The following is a 16,772-nucleotide window of genomic DNA, read 5'->3' on the forward strand; positions in this document are numbered from 1 at the left end:
CGCTCAACGCTCTTGGAGTTCCACCGTGCCCCTCGCTGATCCACGCCCCATCCTCGCCGCCGCCCGCGCCAGCGGGCACGGCATCGGCGCCTTCAACACGACCCTGCTCGAACACGCCGAGGCGCTCGTCGCCGGCGCCGAGGCGGCCGCGGCGCCGCTCATCATGCAGATCAGCGAGAACGCGGTCCGCTACCACGGCTCCCTGCGCCCGCTGGCGCTGGCCGCCCGGGCCCTCGCCGAGGCCGCGACGGTGCCGGTCGTGCTGCACCTGGACCACGCCGAGGACGTCGACCTGGTCCACGAGGCGGTCGACCTGGGCTTCACCTCGGTCATGTTCGACGGTTCCCGGCTCGACGACGCGCGCAACCGGGCCGTCACGGGCGAGGTCGTGGCCTTCTGCCACGCCGCCGGGGTCGCGGTCGAGGCCGAGCTGGGCGAGGTCGGCGGCAAGGACGGCGTGCACGCCCCCGGGGTGCGCACCGACCCCGGCGACGCCGCCGCGTTCGTGGCCGACACGGGCGTGGACTCCCTGGCCGTGGCCGTCGGCACGTCGCACGCCATGGCGACCCGCGACGCCGTCGTGGACGTGGAGCTGGTCGCGGCGATCGCGGCCCGGGTGCCGGTGCCCCTCGTGCTGCACGGCTCCTCCGGCGTCGACGACGAGACGCTGGCCCGGGCGGTGACCGCCGGCATGACGAAGGTCAACATCGCCACCCACCTCAACAAGTGCTTCACCGCCGTGGTCCGCGCCCGCCTGGAGGCCGACCCGAAGCTCATGGACGCCCGCAAGTACGTGGCCCCCGCCCGCGACGTCATGGCCGCCGAGGTCACCCGCCTCATCCGCGTGCTCAACCCCGTCGCGCCGGTCGTGGCCGCATGAAGGTCCTGGTCACGCCGCGCAGCATGTCGGCGGCGGGCTCGCCCGCGCTGGACCGGCTCAGCGCCGCCGGCTACGAGATCGTCACCCCGTCGCCCGGGCGCCAGCCCACCACCGAGGAACTGCTCGACGCCGTGCCCGGCGTGGTCGGCTGGGTCGCCGGCGTGGAGCCGATCGGTGCCGAGGTCCTGGCCCGCGCCGACCGCCTCCGCGTCATCAGCCGCAACGGTGCCGGCAGTGACGCGATCGACGCGCGCGCCGCGGAGGCGCACGGCGTGCGGGTCATCACCGCCCGGGGCGCCAACGCGCAGGGCGTCGCCGAGCTGGCCCTGGCGCTGACCCTGATGGGCCTGCGCGGCCTGCCGGAGGCGGCCGAAGCGCTGCGCTCGGGCACGTGGCAGCGCAGCACGGGCCGGGAGGCGGCCGGGCGCAGCCTGGGCATCGTCGGCTACGGCGCGATCGGGCGCCGCCTCGCCGGGCTGGCCCGCGGGCTCGGCATGACGGTGATGGCCCACGACCCGTTCGTCGACGTCGCGGATGTCCCGCTGGTGTCCCTCGACGTGCTGCTGCGCACGAGCGAGGTCGTGTCCCTGCACGTGCCTCCGTCCCCGGACGGGCCGCTGCTCGGCGCGGCCGAGCTGGCCCTGCTGCGCGACGACGTGGTGCTGCTCAACACGGCCCGCTCGACGCTGGTCGACGAGGCCGCACTGCTGGCCGAGCTGCGGGCCGGGCGGATCGCGCTCTATTCGGTCGACGCCTTCGACCGCGAGCCGCCGGAGCCCTCCGAGCTGCTGCGTCAGCCCCGGGTGGTGCCGACGCCGCACCTGGGCGCGGCCACGGCCGAGAGCTCACGCCGCGCGGCCGAGGCCGCGGTGGACAACCTCCTCGCCGCCCTCGCCGCGTAGCCGCCGATCGGCTCTGGTCACGCCACGGTGCGTGCCCAGAGCCGGCCGTCGCCGCCGTCGATCGCATGAGGCCGTCGTTCGCTGCCGGCGAGCTCGATGGCGTCCGCATGCGTGGTGGCGAGCTCGACGGCCGCCATGACGGCCATGGGAACCGTGCTGCCCGGCATGACGCGGGCTACATGCGTTTGGCGGCGTCCTTGATGGCGGCGCGGATGCGGGGGTACGTGCCGCAGCGGCAGATGTTGCGCAGGGTGTCGAGGTCCGCGTCGGTGATGTCGCGGCCCTCGGCGGCGGTGCGGCGGACGAGGTCGACGGCGGCCATGATCTGGCCGGGCTGGCAGTAGCCGCACTGGGCCACGTCGTGGTCGAGCCACGCCTGCTGCATGGGGTGCAGGTCGCCGCCGGCGGTCGCGGCCAGGCCCTCGATGGTGGTGACCTCGTCGGTGGGGGCGAGGTCCTTCACCGGGATGGCGCACGGGTTCACGGCCCGGCCGTTGAGGTGGCTGGTGCACGCCTTGCAGACGTTGATACCGCAGCCGTACTTGGGGCCGGTGATCCCGAGGAGGTCGCGCAGCACCCACAGCAGGCGCTCGTCGTCGGCGGCGTCGACGGTGACCTGGGAGCCGTTGACGCGGAAGGTGTGCTGGGGCATGCGAGCGGCTCCTATGCAAGCCCGTCGGTGGGCGACGGCGGGATCGGCGGGACGGTCGGCTTGGGGGTGAAGGACAGCGTGCCGTGGTTGATCGGGAACGTGGTCGGCATGGTGCCGGTGGCCCGGCCGTAGGCGCACGCGACCGCGGCCATCGAGGCGGCCACGCCGAGCTCGCCGGCGCCGCCGGGCTGGTCGGACGTGCTGGGCATGACGATGACCTGCAGGTCGGGTGGGGTGTTCCACTGGCGGGTGTAGAAGTAGTTGTCCCAGCTGGCCTCGAGGAAGTACCCGTCGCGCAGGTGCAGGCTGGACGTCAGCGCCAGGGCGATGCCGTCCATGACGCAGCCCATCATCTGCGCCTCCAGCCCGCGCGGGTTGACGGCGAGACCGACGTCGACGGCGACCACCGCGCGGGTGACGCGGGGGCCGGCGACGCCGTCGCGGATCGAGCGGTTGACGGTGGCGGGGCGGCAGTCGAGCTCGACGAGGACGGCGCTGACGGCCTTGTACTCGGCGTGCAACGCGATGCCCTGCGCCACGCCGGCCGGTAGGGAACGGCCCCAGCCGCCGGCGGTGGCGACCCGGTCGAGGACGGCGCGGGAGCGGTCGTCGCGCAGGAAGGCCCGCCGGAACTGGTACGGGTCCCGGCCCATGCGGGCGGCGAGCTGGTCGACGACGAGCTCGCGGGCGCAGGTGACGTCGGGTGAGTAGACGTTGCGCATGCTGCCGGTGTTGAAGCCCTTGTCGGTCTCGTTGAGCAGCCGGCTGGTGACCCCGAAGTCGTAGGACATCGTCTGGCTGAGCTGGAAGAAGGTCTCGGAGAAGCCGATGTCGCCGACGGGCAGGCGGGCGGCGAAGGCGGTGATGATCTCGCCGAGGCCGTGGCTGAGGTCGGTGGCGACGCTGGTGTGCCGCTGGTCGTAGCTGAGGACGGTGTTGCCGAGGTACCCGGCGCGCACCCGCGACGTCGCCATCGGGTGCACCCGGCCCTGGCGGGAGTCGTCGGCGCGGTGCCACATGAGCTTCACCGGCCGGCCGATCTTCTGCGACACCTCGGCGGCCTCGAGGGCGGCGTCGAAGAACAGTTTGCGGCCGAACGAGCCGCCGCCCTCGGTGACGTGGACGGTGACGGCGCCGGCCGGCAGGCCGAGCTTGGCGGCGATCGCCTGCTTGGCGACGATCGGTGCCTTGAGCGCCGACCAGATCTCGGCGCGGCCGGCGCGGACGTCGGCGATGGCGCAGTTGGGCTCCAGGGCGCTGTTGTTGCGGAAGTGGAAGGTGAAGCGGGCGTCGACGACCGGGGTCGGCGCCCGCAGCCCGATCGGCAGCTCGGCGAGGGCGAGCTCCTGCCGGATGGTCTGGTCGGACTTGCCTTCGGCGGTGCCGGGCCGCCAGGTGACGCGCAGGGCGCGGACGGCGTCGATGCACTGGCCGAACGTCTGGGCGCGGACGGCGACGCCGGTGCCGATGACGACGACGTGGGTGACGCCGGGCATCGCCTGGACCTCGGCGAGGTTGGCGACCGAGCCGACCTTGCCGTTGATGGTCGGCGGGCGGCAGACCATGGTCGGTTTGGCGTCGGGGACGTCGAGGTCCATGGCGAAGCGCTTGCGGCCGGTGACGGCGTCGCGGGCGTCGACGCGGTTGTGGGGCTTGCCGATGACGGTGAAGCTCTCGCGGGCGGTGAGCTCCACCGCCATCGGTGTGGTGCGGGCGCTCGCCGCCGCGACGGCGAGCGCTCCGATGTCGAGGTACCGGCCGGAGCGATCGGTGATCACTCCGGCCCGCAGGGTCAGGTCGGCCACGGCGGTGCCGAGGGACTGGGCGGCGGCCTGCAGGAGCCGGGTCCGGGCGATCGCGGCGGCGACCCGGATCGGCGTGTAGGTGGCGATGGTGGTGTTGGAGCCGCCGGTCAGCTGGTTGAACAGCAGCTCGGGCCGGGCGTCGGCGAGCGTCACCCGCACCCGCTCCAGCGGCACGGACAGTTCCTCGGCGATCAGCATGGCGGTGGAGGTGGTGATGCCCTGCCCGACCTCGGCGCGGGGCAGCGCGAACGACACGGTGCCGTCCGGGGTGACCTCGACGGAGATGAGGCCCGAGGTCGGCAGGGCGGCCACGGTCATGAGGTCGTTGAGGTCCACGATGTCGGTGATGTCGGCGGCGGCGGAGGCGGGTGCCGGGGCATCCAGTGCGGCGGCGGTCACCAGTACAGGAGCGGCGACGACGAAGCCGATGAACTGCCGCCGCCGGATGCCCTCGCTCACGACGGCCGGTTGATGGTGGGGATCTCGATCTTCGTCTCCTGACCCTTGGTGAGGTAGAAGAGGATGTACTGGCGGACCGCCTCGTCGACGACCCACGCGGCGGCGGGGACGAGCGGCAGCGGCATGAGGCCCTCGCGGAACTTCACGAGCGGCGGCCAGACGGTGGCGATCAGCGGGTCCCACACCGGCTCGCGCGGGATGGCGTCCCAGTCGGCGACCTGGTTGCCCACGAGATACCGGGCGAGCGCGTTGCACAGCGGCCGGCTGACGCTGCCGGGGCTGGTCTGCTCGGCGAGCTGGCCGAGCAGGACGTCGGTGAGGATGACGCCTTCGGGGGTCGGTCCCATGTTGCGGGGCAGGACCTGGTCGGACTGGGCGTTCGCGGCGGTCCACGTGGCGGGGATGTACTCGTCGCGGATGCCGAGCAGGTGCGCGGTGACCTGCCAGACGTGCAGGTAGGCCTCGGCGTCGGCGGCGGGGATCGGCACCTTCCACTCGCGCATCTTGCGCATCGCGAAGGTCGGCAGGGTGTGCCAGGTGACGAGCATGTCCTCCTGGCTGATCGGGATGGTGCCGTCCCAGTGCGGGGACTGCTGCAGCAGGTGCCGGACGGCGGCGTGCACGAGCCGGGTCTTGACGGCGTTGACGATGCAGTTGCCGTCGGGGCGGTAGGCGTTGAGCGCGCCGACGGCGAAGCCGAGGATGCTCGTCTTGGCGACGCGGTCCTCCATGTCGGCGCCGCCCTTGGAGTAGTAGACCGCGCGGGCCTCCTTGGGGATGGCGGTGCTCAGCATGCCGCCGCCGACGCCGTTGAGCAGGTTGAGGTAGAGGCCGCGGGACTTGTTGAAGGTGGCGGCGGCCTCGAGCTTGCCGCGGTCGGCCCAGTCCGGCAGCTGCCGGGCGTGGTCGATGAACGCCTTCACGTCGGCGGGCAGGCCGGCGGGCGTGGGCTGGTCGTTGCGGGTCCAGTCCCACAGCAGCCGGTTGACCTCCGGGACGCCGCCGCGGTCGAGCAGCGACGCGACGAGCGGGTCCGCCTCCTCGTCCCACACCCAGCGCGGGTCGGCGCCCGCGCCGGCGCCGGCGATCGACCCTTCGGGGGCCCAGGTCCAGGCCGGCGTCGCGACGCTCAGCGCGCCGAGCGCCCCGAGGGCGCCGCCGGCCATCAGCACTTTGCGTCTGCTCAATTCCGTCATATCGATGATATCCAATTCATGAAGGTCGGTTGGTCTGCGGGATCTCGATGCTGATCGGGCCGGCGTCGGACAGGAACAGCAGCGCCGCCTTACGCAGGAACTCGTCGAACAGCCAGTACGCCTGCGGGGCGAGCGGGAACGGCAACAACCCTTCGCGGACGGCGATGAACGGGCCCCAGGCGACCTTGAGCAGGCTGTCCCACAGCGGCTCGCGCGGGATCCGCAGCCACCCGGCGATCTGGTCGCCGAGCATGAAGCGGGTGAACGAGCCCAGGATCGGCTTGGTCAGCAGGCCGGCGTCGATGACCGCGCCCAGGCCGAGCAGGATGTCGGCGAGCTTGATGCCCTCCGGGGTCGGCGCCAGGACCGGGGTGAGGACCTGGGCGGCCTGCGAGTTGGCCTCGGCCCACGACGCGGGGATGTATTCGTCGCGGATGCCGAGCATGTGCGCGCCGACCTGCCACGAGTGCAGGAACGCGTCGGACTCGGCGGCGGGGATCGGCACCCGCCAGTCGGTCAGCTTCTGCATCACGGTGGTGGGCAGGCTGTGCCAGGTGACCATCATGTCGCGCTGGCTGATCGGGATCTGCTCGTCGGCGGCGCCCGGCCAGTACGGCGACTGCGGCAGCAGGTGGCGCACGGCGGCGTGGACGAGGCGGGTCTTGACGCAGGTCACGATCATCTCGCCGTCGGGCTGGTAGGCCTTGAGCGAGCCGATGTCGTAGCCGAGCTTGGCGGTCTTGGAGATGCGGTCCTTCATGTCCGCGCCGCCCTGGGAGTAGTACACGGCCCGGGCCTCGTGCGGGATGACGGTGCTCATCATGCCGCTGGCCAGGCCGTACAGGACGCCGAGGTAGAGGCCGCGCTTGCGGTTGAACTCGACGGCCAGGGCCAGCTTGCGCTGGTCGGTCCACGCGGGCAGCTGGCGGGCCCGCTCCATGAAGTCGCGCAGGTCGGCCGGCAGCCCGTCGGGCAGCGGCTGGCCGTTCTTCTTCCAGGTGCGCAGCAGCGCGTTGACCTGCGGCACGTCGCCGCGGTCGAGCAGCGACGCGACCAGCGGGTCGGCCTCGTCGTCCCACACCCAGCGCGGGTCGGCGCCGGGTCCCGCGCCGGCCACCGACCCGGCGGGCGACCAGCTCCAGGCCGGCGTGGCGACGCTCAGCGCCCCGAGCGCGCCCAATGCAGTGCCGGTGGTCAATACCTTGCGCCGGCTGATGTTGCCCATGCCTTCGCCTCCTTCGAGTACCGGACCGGCGGTGATACGATGAAACGCATCCCGCGTCCGCGTATCATCGATGACAACACATGGTGTCGGCAATCACAAGGCATCCAGTGACATCGACTGCCGGGCAGGGCAGAATCGGCACCAGCAGGAGGTGATCGTGGACCCGGACCAGTCGTTGCTGGAGCGCGCCTACCTCGACGCCGTCGAGCGCGTCGATGACCTCGACGAGGCCCGCGGCCGCATCCTCGACGCGGCCTACGAGCAGTTCTGCCGCATGGGCATCCAGCGCTCCACCATGGAGGACGTGGCCCGGCGGGCCCGCGTCTCCCGGATCACCGTCTACCGGCGGTTCGCCACCAAGGACCTCCTCGTCGAGCACGTCGTGCGCCGCGAGTTCCGGCGCTACTTCGAGGTGTTCCTCACCGACATCCAGCAGGCCGAGACCGTCGCCGACCGGGTCGTGTTCGGCTTCGTGAGCTCGCTGCGGGCGATCCGGCGCAACCCGCTCATCGGCGGGCTCATGGCCGCCGAGCCCGACCTGCTGATGCCGTCGATGCTCGGCGACGGCGGGCAGACCCTCGCCACCGTGCGGCAGTTCGTCGCCGGGCAGCTGCGCCAGGAGCAGCGCGCCGGCAACCTGCCCGGCGACCTCGACGCCGACCTCGTCGCCGAGATGATGGTCCGGGTCTCCGCGTCGTTCCTCGCGATCCCGAGCAAGGTCGTCGACCTCGACGACGACGAGCAGCTGGCGGCGGTCGCCCGCCAGTTCCTCGTGCCGATGCTGCGCCCGGAATGAAGCCATGGACGCCGACCTTCCCCCCGAGGTGGCACTGCTCGCCCGCGGCCTGACCCGGATCGGGCTCAGGCCCGGCGGCAGGCTGCTGATCGTGCTGCCCGGCCGGGCCGAGCAGTGGCTGATCGACCTCGCCGCCGCCTCGCTCGGCGCGGTGCCCGCGGCGGTCGACCCGGCGACGCGCCCCGACCGGCTGCGGCACCTCGCCCGGCACGCCGCACCGCAGCTGCTCGTGCTGGAGAGCGCCGCCGAGCTGGCCCGGTGGCGGCCGATCCTCGCGGACCTGCCGAGCCTGCGCCGGATCGTCCTCGTCGACGATCCGGCGCCGCACGAGCTCAGCCTGGCCACGGTCTCCCTGACCCAGGTGCGGGAGGCGGGCCTGCTCACAGCCCCAGCGACCGGCCGATCACTTCCTTCATGATCTCCGTGGTGCCGCCGTAGATGGTCTGCACCCGCGAGTCCAGGAACGCCTTCGCCACCGGGTATTCGCGCATGTACCCGTAACCGCCGTGCAGCTGCAGGCACCGGTCCACGGTGCGCTGCTGCAGCTCCGTGCACCACCACTTCGCCATCGCCGCCGTCTCGGCCGTCAGCGTCGGCTCGACCAGGCAGCGGTCCACGAAGACCCGGCCGAGGCGCAGCTCCGTCGCCAGCTCCGCCAGCACGAACCGATTGTGCTGGAAGCTGCCGATCGGCTTGCCGAACGCCTGCCGCTGCCGGCAGTACGCCACGGTCTGCTCGAACACGGTCTCGGCCGCGGCGAGCGCGGCGACGGCGATCGACAGCCGCTCGAAGGGCAGGTTCCGCATGAGGTACGCGAAGCCCTGCCCCTCCTCGCCGAGCAGGTTCGCGGCCGGCACCCGCACGTCGGAGAAGAACAGCTCGGCGGTGTCCTGCGCCTTCTGCCCGATCTTGTCGAGGTTGCGGCCCCGCTCGAAGCCGGCCATGCCGCGCTCGACGACGAGCAGGCTGATCCCCCGGTGCCCCGCCGCCGGGTCGGTACGGGCGACGACGATGACGAGGTCGGACAGGATGCCGTTGCTGATGAACGTCTTCTGCCCGTTCAGGACGTACGTGTCGCCGTCGCGCACCGCGGTGGTGGTGATGCCCTGCAGGTCGCTGCCCGCACCCGGCTCCGACATGGCGATGGCGGTGATGATGTCGCCGGAGCAGAAGCCCGGCAGCCACCGCCGCTTCTGCTCCTCGTCGGTGAGGTCGGTGAGGTACGGGCCGATGATGTCGTTGTGCAGGCCGAACGCGGGCCCGGTCGCGCCGGCGCGGGCGAGGCCCTCGGTGAGGACGGCGCTGAACACCCGGTCGGTGACGCCGGCGCCGCCATAGCGCTCGTCGACGAAGAACCCGAGCAGGCCGGCGGCGCCGGCGGCCCGCCACACATCCCGGTCGACGACCCCGTCGGCCTCCCACCGCTCGTGGTGCGGGGCGATCTCCTTGTCGATGAACGCCCGCACCAGCTCGGCGAACGCCCGGTGCTCGGCGGTGAAGACGGTGCGCTCCACGGTGACTCCCTACTGGGTCATGGCTTTGACGGCGGCGATCAGGCGGCGCGGGTCGGGCCCGAGGGGCGTCACGTTGAGGATCGTGACGCCGGCGTCGCGGTATGCCTGCACCCGGTCCCGGACGTAGCGCTCCGGCCCGATGAGGCTGGTCCGTTCCAGCAGCTCCGCCGGCACGGCGGCGGCTGCCTCCTCCTTGCGGCCGGCCAGGTACAGCTCCTGGATGCGGTCGGCCTCGGCGGCGAACCCGTACCGGCTGACGAGGTCGTGGTAGAAGTTGCGGTCCTTGGCGCCCATCCCGCCGACGTAGAGCGCGATCAGCGGGCGGGCCAGGTCCCGCAGCCCGATGACGTCGTCGCCGATCGCGAGCGGCCCGCCGGCGGCGATCTCCAGCGGCCCCAGCGCCGGGTCGCGTTTCTCCCGCCCGGCGGCCAGGGCGGCGCCCCACACGTCGGCGGCGCGGGAAGGGTCGTACAGGAACGGCATCCAGCCGTCGGCGAGCTCGGCGGTCATCCGCACGTTGCGGTCGCCGAGCGCCGCGACGTAGATCGGGATGCTGTCGCGGACCGGGTGGCTGAGGATCTTCAGCGGCCTGCCGAGGCCTGTCCCGGCACCGGGCGGGAGCGGTAGCTGGTAGGCGCCGTCGTTGACGAGCGTCTCCCGGCGCCACACTCTCCTGCAGATGCCGATCAGCTCGCGGGTGCGGGCGAGCGGCCTGTCGTACGGGACGCCGTGCCAGCCCTCGACGACCTGCGGCCCGGATGCGCCGACGCCGAGGATGGCACGGCCGCCGGAGACCGCGTCGAGGCCGGCGGCGGTCTGCGCGATGAGCGCGGGGGTACGGGAGTACAGCGGCAGGATCGAGGATCCGATGCTGAGCCTCGTCGTCTTCGCCGCGAGGTAGCCCATGACGGTCGGCGCGTCGAACCCGTACGCCTCGGACACCCACACGATGTCGAGCCCGTCGTCCTCCCAGGCCGCGACGCGGTCGGCGGCCGCCCTCGGGTCGGCGTCCACCGGGAGTGCGGTGGCGATGCGCATCAGGGGCCTCCCAGCCAGTCCTTGAGGACGTCGTCGGTGTGCTGCCCGGGCACCGGTGGCAGGCCACCGATCGCGCCCGGGGTCTGTGAGAAGCGGGGCGCGGCGGCGGGCTGCACGATGCCGTTGTGGACCTCGAAGGTGCCGCGCGCGACCAGGTGCGGGTGGCCCGCGGCCTCGGCGAGCGACAGCACCGGCGACACGCACGCGTCGGTGCCGTCGAACACCGCGGTCCATTCCGCTCTGGTACGGGTGGCGAATACCGCTGTGAGCCGCTCCCGTAGTACGGGCCAGCCCTTGACGTCGTGCTGGGCGGGCAGGTCCGGGTCGGCGTCGAGGCCGAGCAGGCGCAGCAGCTCTGCGTAGAACTGCGGCTCCAGCGCGCCGACGGCCATGTGCCCGCCGTCGGCGGTGGCGTAGACGGCGTAGAACGGGGCGCCGCCGTCCAGCAGGTTCCGCCCCCGCTGCGGGCGCCAGGCGCCGGTGGCGAGGAACCCTGCGAACATCGTGGTGAGGTGCGCGGTGCCGTCGACGATCGCGGCGTCCACGACCTGCCCCACGCCCGTGGTGCGGGCGACGTGCAGCGCGGCGAGGCAGCCGACGACGAGGTACAGCGAGCCGCCGCCGAAGTCGCCGACGAGGTTGAGCGGGATCTGCGGCGGGCCGGCCGCGGCGCCGATCGGGTGCAGGGCACCGGCGAGCGCGATGTAGTCGACGTCGTGCCCGGCGGTCTGCGCGAGCGGGCCGTCCTGACCCCAGCCGGTCATCCGCCCGTACACCAGGGCCGGGTTGCGATTCAGGGCCGCGTCCGGGCCGACGCCGAGGCGTTCGGCGACGCCGGGGCGCCAGCCTTCCACGACGATGTCGGCCTTCGCGGCGAGGTCGAGGACCCGGCCGGGGCCGGCGGGGTCCTTCAGGTCGACGACGATCGAGCGCTTGCCGCGGTTGAGCAGGTCGGTGCGGGGGTCGCCGGCGGCCAGCGGGCCGGGCTCGGGGCGGTCGACGCGCACGACGTCGGCGCCGAGGTCGGCCAGCAGCATGGCGGCGAACGGGCCGGGCCCGATACCGGCGAGCTCCAGGACCCTGACACCCGTGAGCGGTCCGGTCATGCCGCCACCTCCGCTACGCTCCGGCGTCGGCCTGACCCACACCTGCAATGCCGATTCACGGCTCCTCCGCTGCGCTCCGGACCGCTCATGCCGCCACCTCCGCCCCGCGCCGCCGATTCGCGGCTCCTGCGCTGTGTTCCGGTCCGGTCATGCGTCCCACCTCGGCGTGCTGCCCTGTACCAACGCCGCCGCCGCGGCATGGAAGTCCGGACCTGACAGGGACTCCCCCATCAGGCGGACGGCGTCGGCGGTCGCGTCCTGTGCGGTGCTGTCCAAGCCGGCCCACACCTGGCGCCGGATGATCGCCATCGACGACGGCGCGCAGTGCACGGCGAGGTCGGCGGCGTAGGCCTGGGCGGCGGGCAGGACCTCGGCGCGGGGCAGGACCCGCTGCGCCAGGCCCATCCGCTGCGCCTCCGCCGCGTCGATCTTGCGGCCGGAGACGAGCAGGTCCATGGCGTTGCCGACGCCGATGAGGCGGGGCAGCAGCCAGGCGCTGCCGTATTCGGCGATGAGGCCGAGCCGGCTGAACGCGGTGGACAGGCGCGCCTCGGCGGCGAGGAACCGCACGTCGGCGTAGAGGGCGTGGACGAGCCCGAGGCCCGCGGCGCTGCCGTTGACCGCGGCGACGATCGGGGTGCCGAGGGTCAGCGGCAGGTGCGGCTCGAAGCCGAGCTCGTGCAGCAGCTGGTCGCGGTGCCCGGGGTCGAGCAACGCCTGCAGCGCGGCGGGGTCGGCGCCGGCGCAGAACCAGTCGCCGGCGCCGGTGACGACGATCGCGCGGACCGCCGGGTCGTCGTCGGCCGCCTTGAGCGCCGCGTAGTAGTCGCGGAACATCTCCCACGTCATGGCGTTACGGTGGTCCGGCCGGTCGAACCAGATCGTGCGTACGCCGTCGCGGGTCTCGACCCGCAGGCCACTGCTCATCGCACTCCCTCTTTGACTTTTGACATTTGATACTATTGCGGGCATGTCCAAGCTGTCAGACGGCCGCCCGCAGTTGTCGGAGACCGTGGCGAGCCTGCTGCGGGACCGGATCATGTCCGGCCAGCTGCGCCCCGGCTCGCGGATCCGGCTCGAGCAGGTCGCCGAGGAGACCGGCCTGAGCATCACCCCGGTCCGCGAGGCGCTGCTGATGCTGCGCGCCGAGGACATGGTCGAGCTGCAGCCGCGCCGCGGGCACGTGGTCGCGCCGCTGTCCCGGCAGGACATCATCGACGTCTTCGGGCTGCAGGGGCACATCGCCGGGGAGCTGGTCGCCCGGGTCGCCGCCGTCATCACCCCGGCGCAGCTGGACGAGCTGCGCGCGGTGCACCAGCGGCTGGCCAGGGCCGCGCAGGCGCGGCAGGCGAGCAAGGTGGAGCAGCTGGAGTTCGAGTTCCACCGCGGCATCAACCGGCTCGCCGACGCCCGCAAGCTGTCGTGGCTGCTGCGGGCCGCGACCCGCTACACGCCGACCCGCTTCTACGCCGCCGACGCCGCCTGGCGCGCCGCCATGGTCACCGACCACGAGGCGCTGCTGGCGGCCCTGGCGGCCAACGACGCCGACGCGGCCCGCCCCGTCATGGCCCGCCACTTCACCGACGGCGCCGAGCGCCTCGTGAAGCACCTCGACGACCTCGGCCTCTGGACCGCCTGACCAGGCATTTTGCCGCCCACCGACACCCGTCACGGTGAGTGATAGGGTGACAGCACGCGTGACCTGCCGGTTTGGAAAGATGCTGTAAGGTGCTCTGAGAGCGGAACGCAGCACACCGGAATCCACCCGATCACGGCATGCCGCCTCGCCACTGGACGAACTGCTGGACGAACTGCTGGACGAACTGCTGGACGAACTGCTGGACGCGCTTCCGAACGGACGTCTGGACGGACTCGCCGACGCGCCCGCGGACGGGGACGGGCACCAGCTCGCGGACGGGCTCCAGCTCGCGGGCGAGGATGGCAGCAGACGCGACGCACTGGTGGACGGGCCCCAGGCCAGCGGACGCGACTCACCCGCGGACGGGCTTCTGAACGGACAGCATGTCGCCGGGCTCGTGGACGGGCTACCCGACCGGCGCGTGGACGAGCTTCTGGGCGGACATGTCGACGCGCTCGTGGACAGGCTGCTCGACCGGCGCGTGGACGGGCTACTCGGCGGGCTCGTGGACGAGCTTCTGGACGGGCGCCTCGACGCGCTCGTGGACAGGCTGCTCGACCGGCGCGTGGACGGGCTACTCGACGGACATGTCGACGCGCTCGTGGACGGGCTAATCGACGGGTTGGACGGGCACCTCGACGGGCTTGTGGACGGGCTTCGCAACGGCCGACCTCACCCGCGCCCGTGACGCAGCTCGCACATGGCCTCACCCGCGCCCGTGACGCAGCTCGCACATGGCCTCACCCGCGCCCGTGACGCAGCTTGAACATCGTCAGCGACGTCCGCATCGCCTTCTCGGCGGGCTGCAGGGTCAGCAGGTCGATCGGCGGGCGGAAGCGCTGCCACGTCACGGACTTGGCCCGGCTGAACTCGCGCAGCCCGTCGGCGCCGTGGACCCGGCCGAAGCCTGAGTCGCCGACGCCGCCGAAGGGCAGCGCGGGCACGGCGGCGTAGCCGAGGACCGAGTTGACCGAGACCGCGCCCGCCCGCAGGCCCGCGGCGAGCGCCCGGCCGGTCGCGCGGCGGCGGGTGAAGATGGAGCCGGCCAGCCCGTAGGCGGTGGCGTTCGCGCGGCGCAGCGCCTCGTCGGCGTCGGCGACCCGGTTGACGATCAGCACCGGGCCGAACGTCTCCTCGGTGACGGCGGCGCTGTCCTCGGGGACGTCGGCGAGCAGGACCGGGTCGACGAACGGCGGGCGCACCGAGGCCGCGTCGCCGACGACGGCCCGGCCGCCGCGGTCGATCGCGTCGGTGATGTGCCGCCGGACGATCTCCGGCTGCGCGGGCGTGGTCATCGGGCCGTACGGCGCGTCGGCCTCGGCGCCCGGCCGCACCTCGCGCAGCAGCGGGGTCAGTTCGGCCAGGAACGCGTCGTGGACGGCGTCGACGACGTAGATGCGCTCGACGCCGGCGCAGGTCTGGCCCGCGTTGCCGAGGCCGCCGAACACCGCGGCGCTCGCCGCGGCCGGCAGGTCGGCGTCGGCGGTGACGATGAGCGCGTCCTTGCCGCCGCCCTCGATGACGATCGGGGTGAGCCGCTCCGCGCAGGCCGCCATGACGCGACGGGCCGTGGCCGCGGAGCCGGTGAACGCGATCTTGTCCACGCCCGCCCGGCACAGCGCGGCGCCGGTCGCGCCATCGCCGGTGACCACCTGCAGGACAGGGTGCTCGGGCACCAACGAAGACCAGCGCGAGGCGAGCCACGACCCGACGCCGGGCGTGAACTCGCTGGGCTTGAACACGACCGCGTTGCCGGCGGCGAGCGCGTGGGAGATGGAGCCCATCGGCGTGTAAAAGGGGTAGTTCCACGGGCCGATCACGCCGACCACCCCGAACGGCACGTACTCGACGGTGCTGGCCTGGTTGAAGGCGAGCATGCCCGAGGACACGGAGCGCCGCCTGAGCACGCGGCCGGCGTGGCGGGCGGCCCAGTCGAGGTGCTCGACGGTGAGCATCACCTCCAGCAGCGCCCCCGCGAGCGGCTTGCCGGTCTCCTCGCGGATCAGCGAAGCGAGCTCGGTGACCCCTCGGGCGATCGACGCCTTGAACGCCAGCAGATGGTGCCGTCGCTGCCGGGCGGTGAGGCCCGCCCACCAGCCGGCGGCAGCGCGGGCGCGCTCCACCGCCGCCTCAACAGCCACCTCGTGCGCGACGGTCGACGTCATCGAGACCTCCCTGACATTTGATATTCGATAGTTTAGCCTCGGTGTCAATCCCCGCGTTCACAACGGCATCCATGGAGGACCCAGCTGTGGAATACAACGACGAACAACGATCACTGGTGGCCGCGGTGCAGGACTTCTGCCGCCGGGAGGCCGGCAGCCGGGAGCAGCGCCTGGCGCTGACCGACGGTGGCAGGGAGAACCACAGCCCCGAGCTCTACCGCAAGATGGCCGACCTCGGCTGGCTCGGCATGGCGCTGCCGGAGGAGTTCGGCGGCGGTGGCGCCGGCATGGTCGACCTGTGCCTGTTCCTGGAGACGACCGCGAAGGCGATGGCCCCGATCGGCGGCTTCACCACCTCGATCATCGTCGCCGCCGCGTACGAGCGCTTCGGCTCACCCGAGCAGAAGAAGGTCGTCCTCGGCGGGGTCGCCCGCGGCGCCATCGAGGCGATCGCCATGTCGGAGCCCGAGGCCGGCTCGGACGTGGCGAACCTCAGCTGCCGCGCCGAGCGCCGCGGCGACGAGTGGGTGGTCAACGGGCAGAAGACGTGGTGCTCCAACGCGCACCTCGCCGAGCGCATCCTGCTCGTCGCGCGGACCGGCGGCCGCGCCGGTGACCACAGTGGACTCACCATGTTCCAGGTGCCCACGACGGCCGCCGGGCTGACCGTCTCCGGCATCGACACGATGGGCGGCCGGGAGGTCAACGACCTGTACTTCACCGACTGCGCGCTGCCCGCGGACGCCGTCGTCGGCACGCTCGACGCCGGCTGGCGGCAGCTGATGGCGGGGCTCAACCTGGAGCGGCTGATCCTCGCCAGCCTCATGCTCGGCACCGCGCAGCGCGCGTTCGACGACGTCGTGGACTACGTGAAGGGGCGCCGGCAGTTCGGCCGGCCGATCGGCTCGTTCCAGGTGCTGCGGCACCGCCTCGCCGACCTCGCCACCGAGATCGAGTGCGCCCGGCTGCTCGTGTACGCGACGGCCGCGCAGGTCGACCGCGCGCCCGACACGGTGCTGCCGCGGGAGACGTCGATGGCGAAGCTGAAGGCGACCGAGACCGCCCGCCGGGTGACGCTCGACGCGATGCAGATGATGGGCGGCTACGGCTATGCCACCGAGTTCGACATGGAGCGCCTGGTCCGCTCGTCGATCGTCTCCACGGTGTACGGCGGCACCAGCGAGATCCAGCGCGACATCATCGCCAAGACCTACGGACTGCACGAAGTTAGCAGAGATTCACAGTAGTGCCGCGCGGATACTTCCCAAGAAGTTAACGCTGACTTACAGTGCCTCCTACGCGATCCACGGGCGTCGCCGGCAATGCCGGCGGCGCCCCACGGGCGTCGCCGGGAAAGCGCGCCGCGACGCCTCACGGGCCCCGCCCGCCCCCTCG

At 72.7% G+C, this 16,772-nt stretch carries 17 protein-coding genes; 7 read left to right on the plus strand and 10 right to left on the minus strand.

The features are described from left to right. Positions 1-25 precede the first annotated feature (25 nt). Both AB0I21_RS44270 and AB0I21_RS44275 read left to right on the plus strand, forming a co-directional pair. Complete coding sequence (locus AB0I21_RS44270) at positions 26-880, plus strand: class II fructose-bisphosphate aldolase (protein WP_360569936.1); 855 nt, start codon at positions 26-28, stop codon at positions 878-880. Further along, the gene (locus tag AB0I21_RS44275; RefSeq protein WP_354895643.1) at positions 877-1,782 is read left to right on the plus strand and encodes an NAD(P)-dependent oxidoreductase; all 906 of its coding nucleotides are present in this window, start codon (positions 877-879) and stop codon (positions 1,780-1,782) included. Before AB0I21_RS44270 ends, AB0I21_RS44275 begins: the two co-directional genes overlap by 4 nt. Before the next feature lie 175 nt (positions 1,783-1,957). Here the strand turns inward: AB0I21_RS44275 and AB0I21_RS44280 are convergent, their stop codons facing one another. From AB0I21_RS44280 to AB0I21_RS44295, 4 genes are read right to left on the minus strand one after another with little or no spacing between them, the layout of a single operon-like run. Further along, positions 1,958-2,434 carry a (2Fe-2S)-binding protein gene (locus AB0I21_RS44280; RefSeq protein WP_344505434.1) on the minus strand — a complete coding sequence of 159 codons (477 nt, stop codon included), beginning with the start codon at positions 2,432-2,434 and terminating at the stop codon, positions 1,958-1,960. A gap of 11 nt (positions 2,435-2,445) precedes the next feature. Next, complete coding sequence (locus AB0I21_RS44285; protein WP_360569939.1) at positions 2,446-4,698, minus strand: molybdopterin cofactor-binding domain-containing protein; 2,253 nt, start codon at positions 4,696-4,698, stop codon at positions 2,446-2,448. Continuing rightward, the gene (locus tag AB0I21_RS44290; protein WP_360569941.1) at positions 4,695-5,894 is read right to left on the minus strand and encodes an oxygenase MpaB family protein; all 1,200 of its coding nucleotides are present in this window, start codon (positions 5,892-5,894) and stop codon (positions 4,695-4,697) included. Before AB0I21_RS44290 ends, AB0I21_RS44285 begins: the two co-directional genes overlap by 4 nt. Before the next feature lie 16 nt (positions 5,895-5,910). Further along, positions 5,911-7,119: an oxygenase MpaB family protein gene (locus tag AB0I21_RS44295; protein WP_360569943.1), complete on the minus strand. Its 1,209-nt coding sequence runs from the start codon at positions 7,117-7,119 to the stop codon at positions 5,911-5,913. 157 nt (positions 7,120-7,276) lie between these two features. Between AB0I21_RS44295 and AB0I21_RS44300 the strand changes: the two genes are divergently transcribed. Beyond that, positions 7,277-7,915, plus strand: coding sequence for a helix-turn-helix domain-containing protein (locus tag AB0I21_RS44300; RefSeq protein WP_360569945.1), 639 nt, complete (start codon positions 7,277-7,279; stop codon positions 7,913-7,915). Between the two features lie 4 nt (positions 7,916-7,919). Beyond that, the gene (locus AB0I21_RS44305) at positions 7,920-8,333 is read left to right on the plus strand and encodes an AMP-binding protein (protein ID WP_344505439.1); all 414 of its coding nucleotides are present in this window, start codon (positions 7,920-7,922) and stop codon (positions 8,331-8,333) included. On the opposite strand, the gene AB0I21_RS44310 is transcribed toward AB0I21_RS44305, so the two are convergent. From AB0I21_RS44310 to AB0I21_RS44325, 4 genes are all read right to left on the minus strand, one after another. Beyond that, positions 8,296-9,429, minus strand: coding sequence for an acyl-CoA dehydrogenase family protein (locus AB0I21_RS44310; protein WP_360569947.1), 1,134 nt, complete (start codon positions 9,427-9,429; stop codon positions 8,296-8,298). The two genes, AB0I21_RS44305 and AB0I21_RS44310, sit on opposite strands and share 38 nt — an antisense overlap. 9 nt (positions 9,430-9,438) lie before the next feature. Further along, a complete protein-coding gene (locus AB0I21_RS44315) occupies positions 9,439-10,467 on the minus strand; it encodes an LLM class F420-dependent oxidoreductase (protein WP_360569949.1) in 1,029 nt (342 codons plus the stop codon). Then, positions 10,467-11,573 (minus strand): CaiB/BaiF CoA-transferase family protein, encoded by a 1,107-nt coding sequence (locus AB0I21_RS44320; RefSeq protein WP_360569951.1) that lies wholly within the window; start codon positions 11,571-11,573, stop codon positions 10,467-10,469. Before AB0I21_RS44320 ends, AB0I21_RS44315 begins: the two co-directional genes overlap by 1 nt. Before the next feature lie 147 nt (positions 11,574-11,720). Then, positions 11,721-12,500, minus strand: a complete 780-nt coding sequence (locus AB0I21_RS44325; protein ID WP_360569953.1) for an enoyl-CoA hydratase-related protein — start codon at positions 12,498-12,500, stop codon at positions 11,721-11,723. 43 nt (positions 12,501-12,543) lie between these two features. On the opposite strand from AB0I21_RS44325, the gene AB0I21_RS44330 reads away from it, so the two are divergent. Further along, positions 12,544-13,212: a GntR family transcriptional regulator gene (locus AB0I21_RS44330; protein WP_360569955.1), complete on the plus strand. Its 669-nt coding sequence runs from the start codon at positions 12,544-12,546 to the stop codon at positions 13,210-13,212. Between the two features lie 130 nt (positions 13,213-13,342). On the opposite strand, the gene AB0I21_RS44335 is transcribed toward AB0I21_RS44330, so the two are convergent. After that, positions 13,343-13,477: a hypothetical protein gene (locus AB0I21_RS44335; RefSeq protein ID WP_360569957.1), complete on the minus strand. Its 135-nt coding sequence runs from the start codon at positions 13,475-13,477 to the stop codon at positions 13,343-13,345. Between the two features lie 156 nt (positions 13,478-13,633). Here AB0I21_RS44335 and AB0I21_RS44340 point away from each other — a divergent pair, with 156 nt between their 5' ends. Beyond that, positions 13,634-13,900, plus strand: coding sequence for a hypothetical protein (locus AB0I21_RS44340; protein ID WP_360569959.1), 267 nt, complete (start codon positions 13,634-13,636; stop codon positions 13,898-13,900). A 52-nt stretch (positions 13,901-13,952) separates the two neighbouring features. Here AB0I21_RS44340 and AB0I21_RS44345 read toward each other — a convergent pair whose 3' ends face one another. After that, entirely contained in the window at positions 13,953-15,377 is a 1,425-nt protein-coding gene (locus tag AB0I21_RS44345) for an aldehyde dehydrogenase family protein (RefSeq protein ID WP_360569961.1), read from the minus strand. Between the two features lie 71 nt (positions 15,378-15,448). On the opposite strand from AB0I21_RS44345, the gene AB0I21_RS44350 reads away from it, so the two are divergent. Continuing rightward, positions 15,449-16,624, plus strand: coding sequence for an acyl-CoA dehydrogenase family protein (locus AB0I21_RS44350; RefSeq protein WP_360569963.1), 1,176 nt, complete (start codon positions 15,449-15,451; stop codon positions 16,622-16,624). The last annotated feature ends 148 nt before the right edge of the window (positions 16,625-16,772 follow it).

Source organism: Dactylosporangium sp. NPDC050588 (assembly GCF_040654975.1).
Classification (GTDB): Bacteria; Actinomycetota; Actinomycetes; order Mycobacteriales; family Micromonosporaceae; genus Dactylosporangium; species Dactylosporangium maewongense.

Excerpts from the sequence above, each read along its gene's own strand:
- AB0I21_RS44275 (WP_354895643.1), top strand. The coding sequence starts at position 877 with ATGAAGGTCCTGGTCACGCCGCGCAGCATGTCGGCGGCGGGCTCGCCC.
- AB0I21_RS44280 (WP_344505434.1), bottom strand. The coding sequence starts at position 2,434 with ATGCCCCAGCACACCTTCCGCGTCAACGGCTCCCAGGTCACCGTCGAC.
- AB0I21_RS44290 (WP_360569941.1), bottom strand. The coding sequence starts at position 5,894 with ATGACGGAATTGAGCAGACGCAAAGTGCTGATGGCCGGCGGCGCCCTC.
- AB0I21_RS44295 (WP_360569943.1), bottom strand. The coding sequence starts at position 7,119 with ATGGGCAACATCAGCCGGCGCAAGGTATTGACCACCGGCACTGCATTG.
- AB0I21_RS44305 (WP_344505439.1), top strand. The coding sequence starts at position 7,920 with ATGGACGCCGACCTTCCCCCCGAGGTGGCACTGCTCGCCCGCGGCCTG.
- AB0I21_RS44315 (WP_360569949.1), bottom strand. The coding sequence starts at position 10,467 with ATGCGCATCGCCACCGCACTCCCGGTGGACGCCGACCCGAGGGCGGCC.
- AB0I21_RS44320 (WP_360569951.1), bottom strand. The coding sequence starts at position 11,573 with ATGACCGGACCGCTCACGGGTGTCAGGGTCCTGGAGCTCGCCGGTATC.
- AB0I21_RS44325 (WP_360569953.1), bottom strand. The coding sequence starts at position 12,500 with ATGAGCAGTGGCCTGCGGGTCGAGACCCGCGACGGCGTACGCACGATC.
- AB0I21_RS44330 (WP_360569955.1), top strand. The coding sequence starts at position 12,544 with ATGTCCAAGCTGTCAGACGGCCGCCCGCAGTTGTCGGAGACCGTGGCG.
- AB0I21_RS44345 (WP_360569961.1), bottom strand. The coding sequence starts at position 15,377 with ATGACGTCGACCGTCGCGCACGAGGTGGCTGTTGAGGCGGCGGTGGAG.
- AB0I21_RS44350 (WP_360569963.1), top strand. The coding sequence starts at position 15,449 with ATGGAGGACCCAGCTGTGGAATACAACGACGAACAACGATCACTGGTG.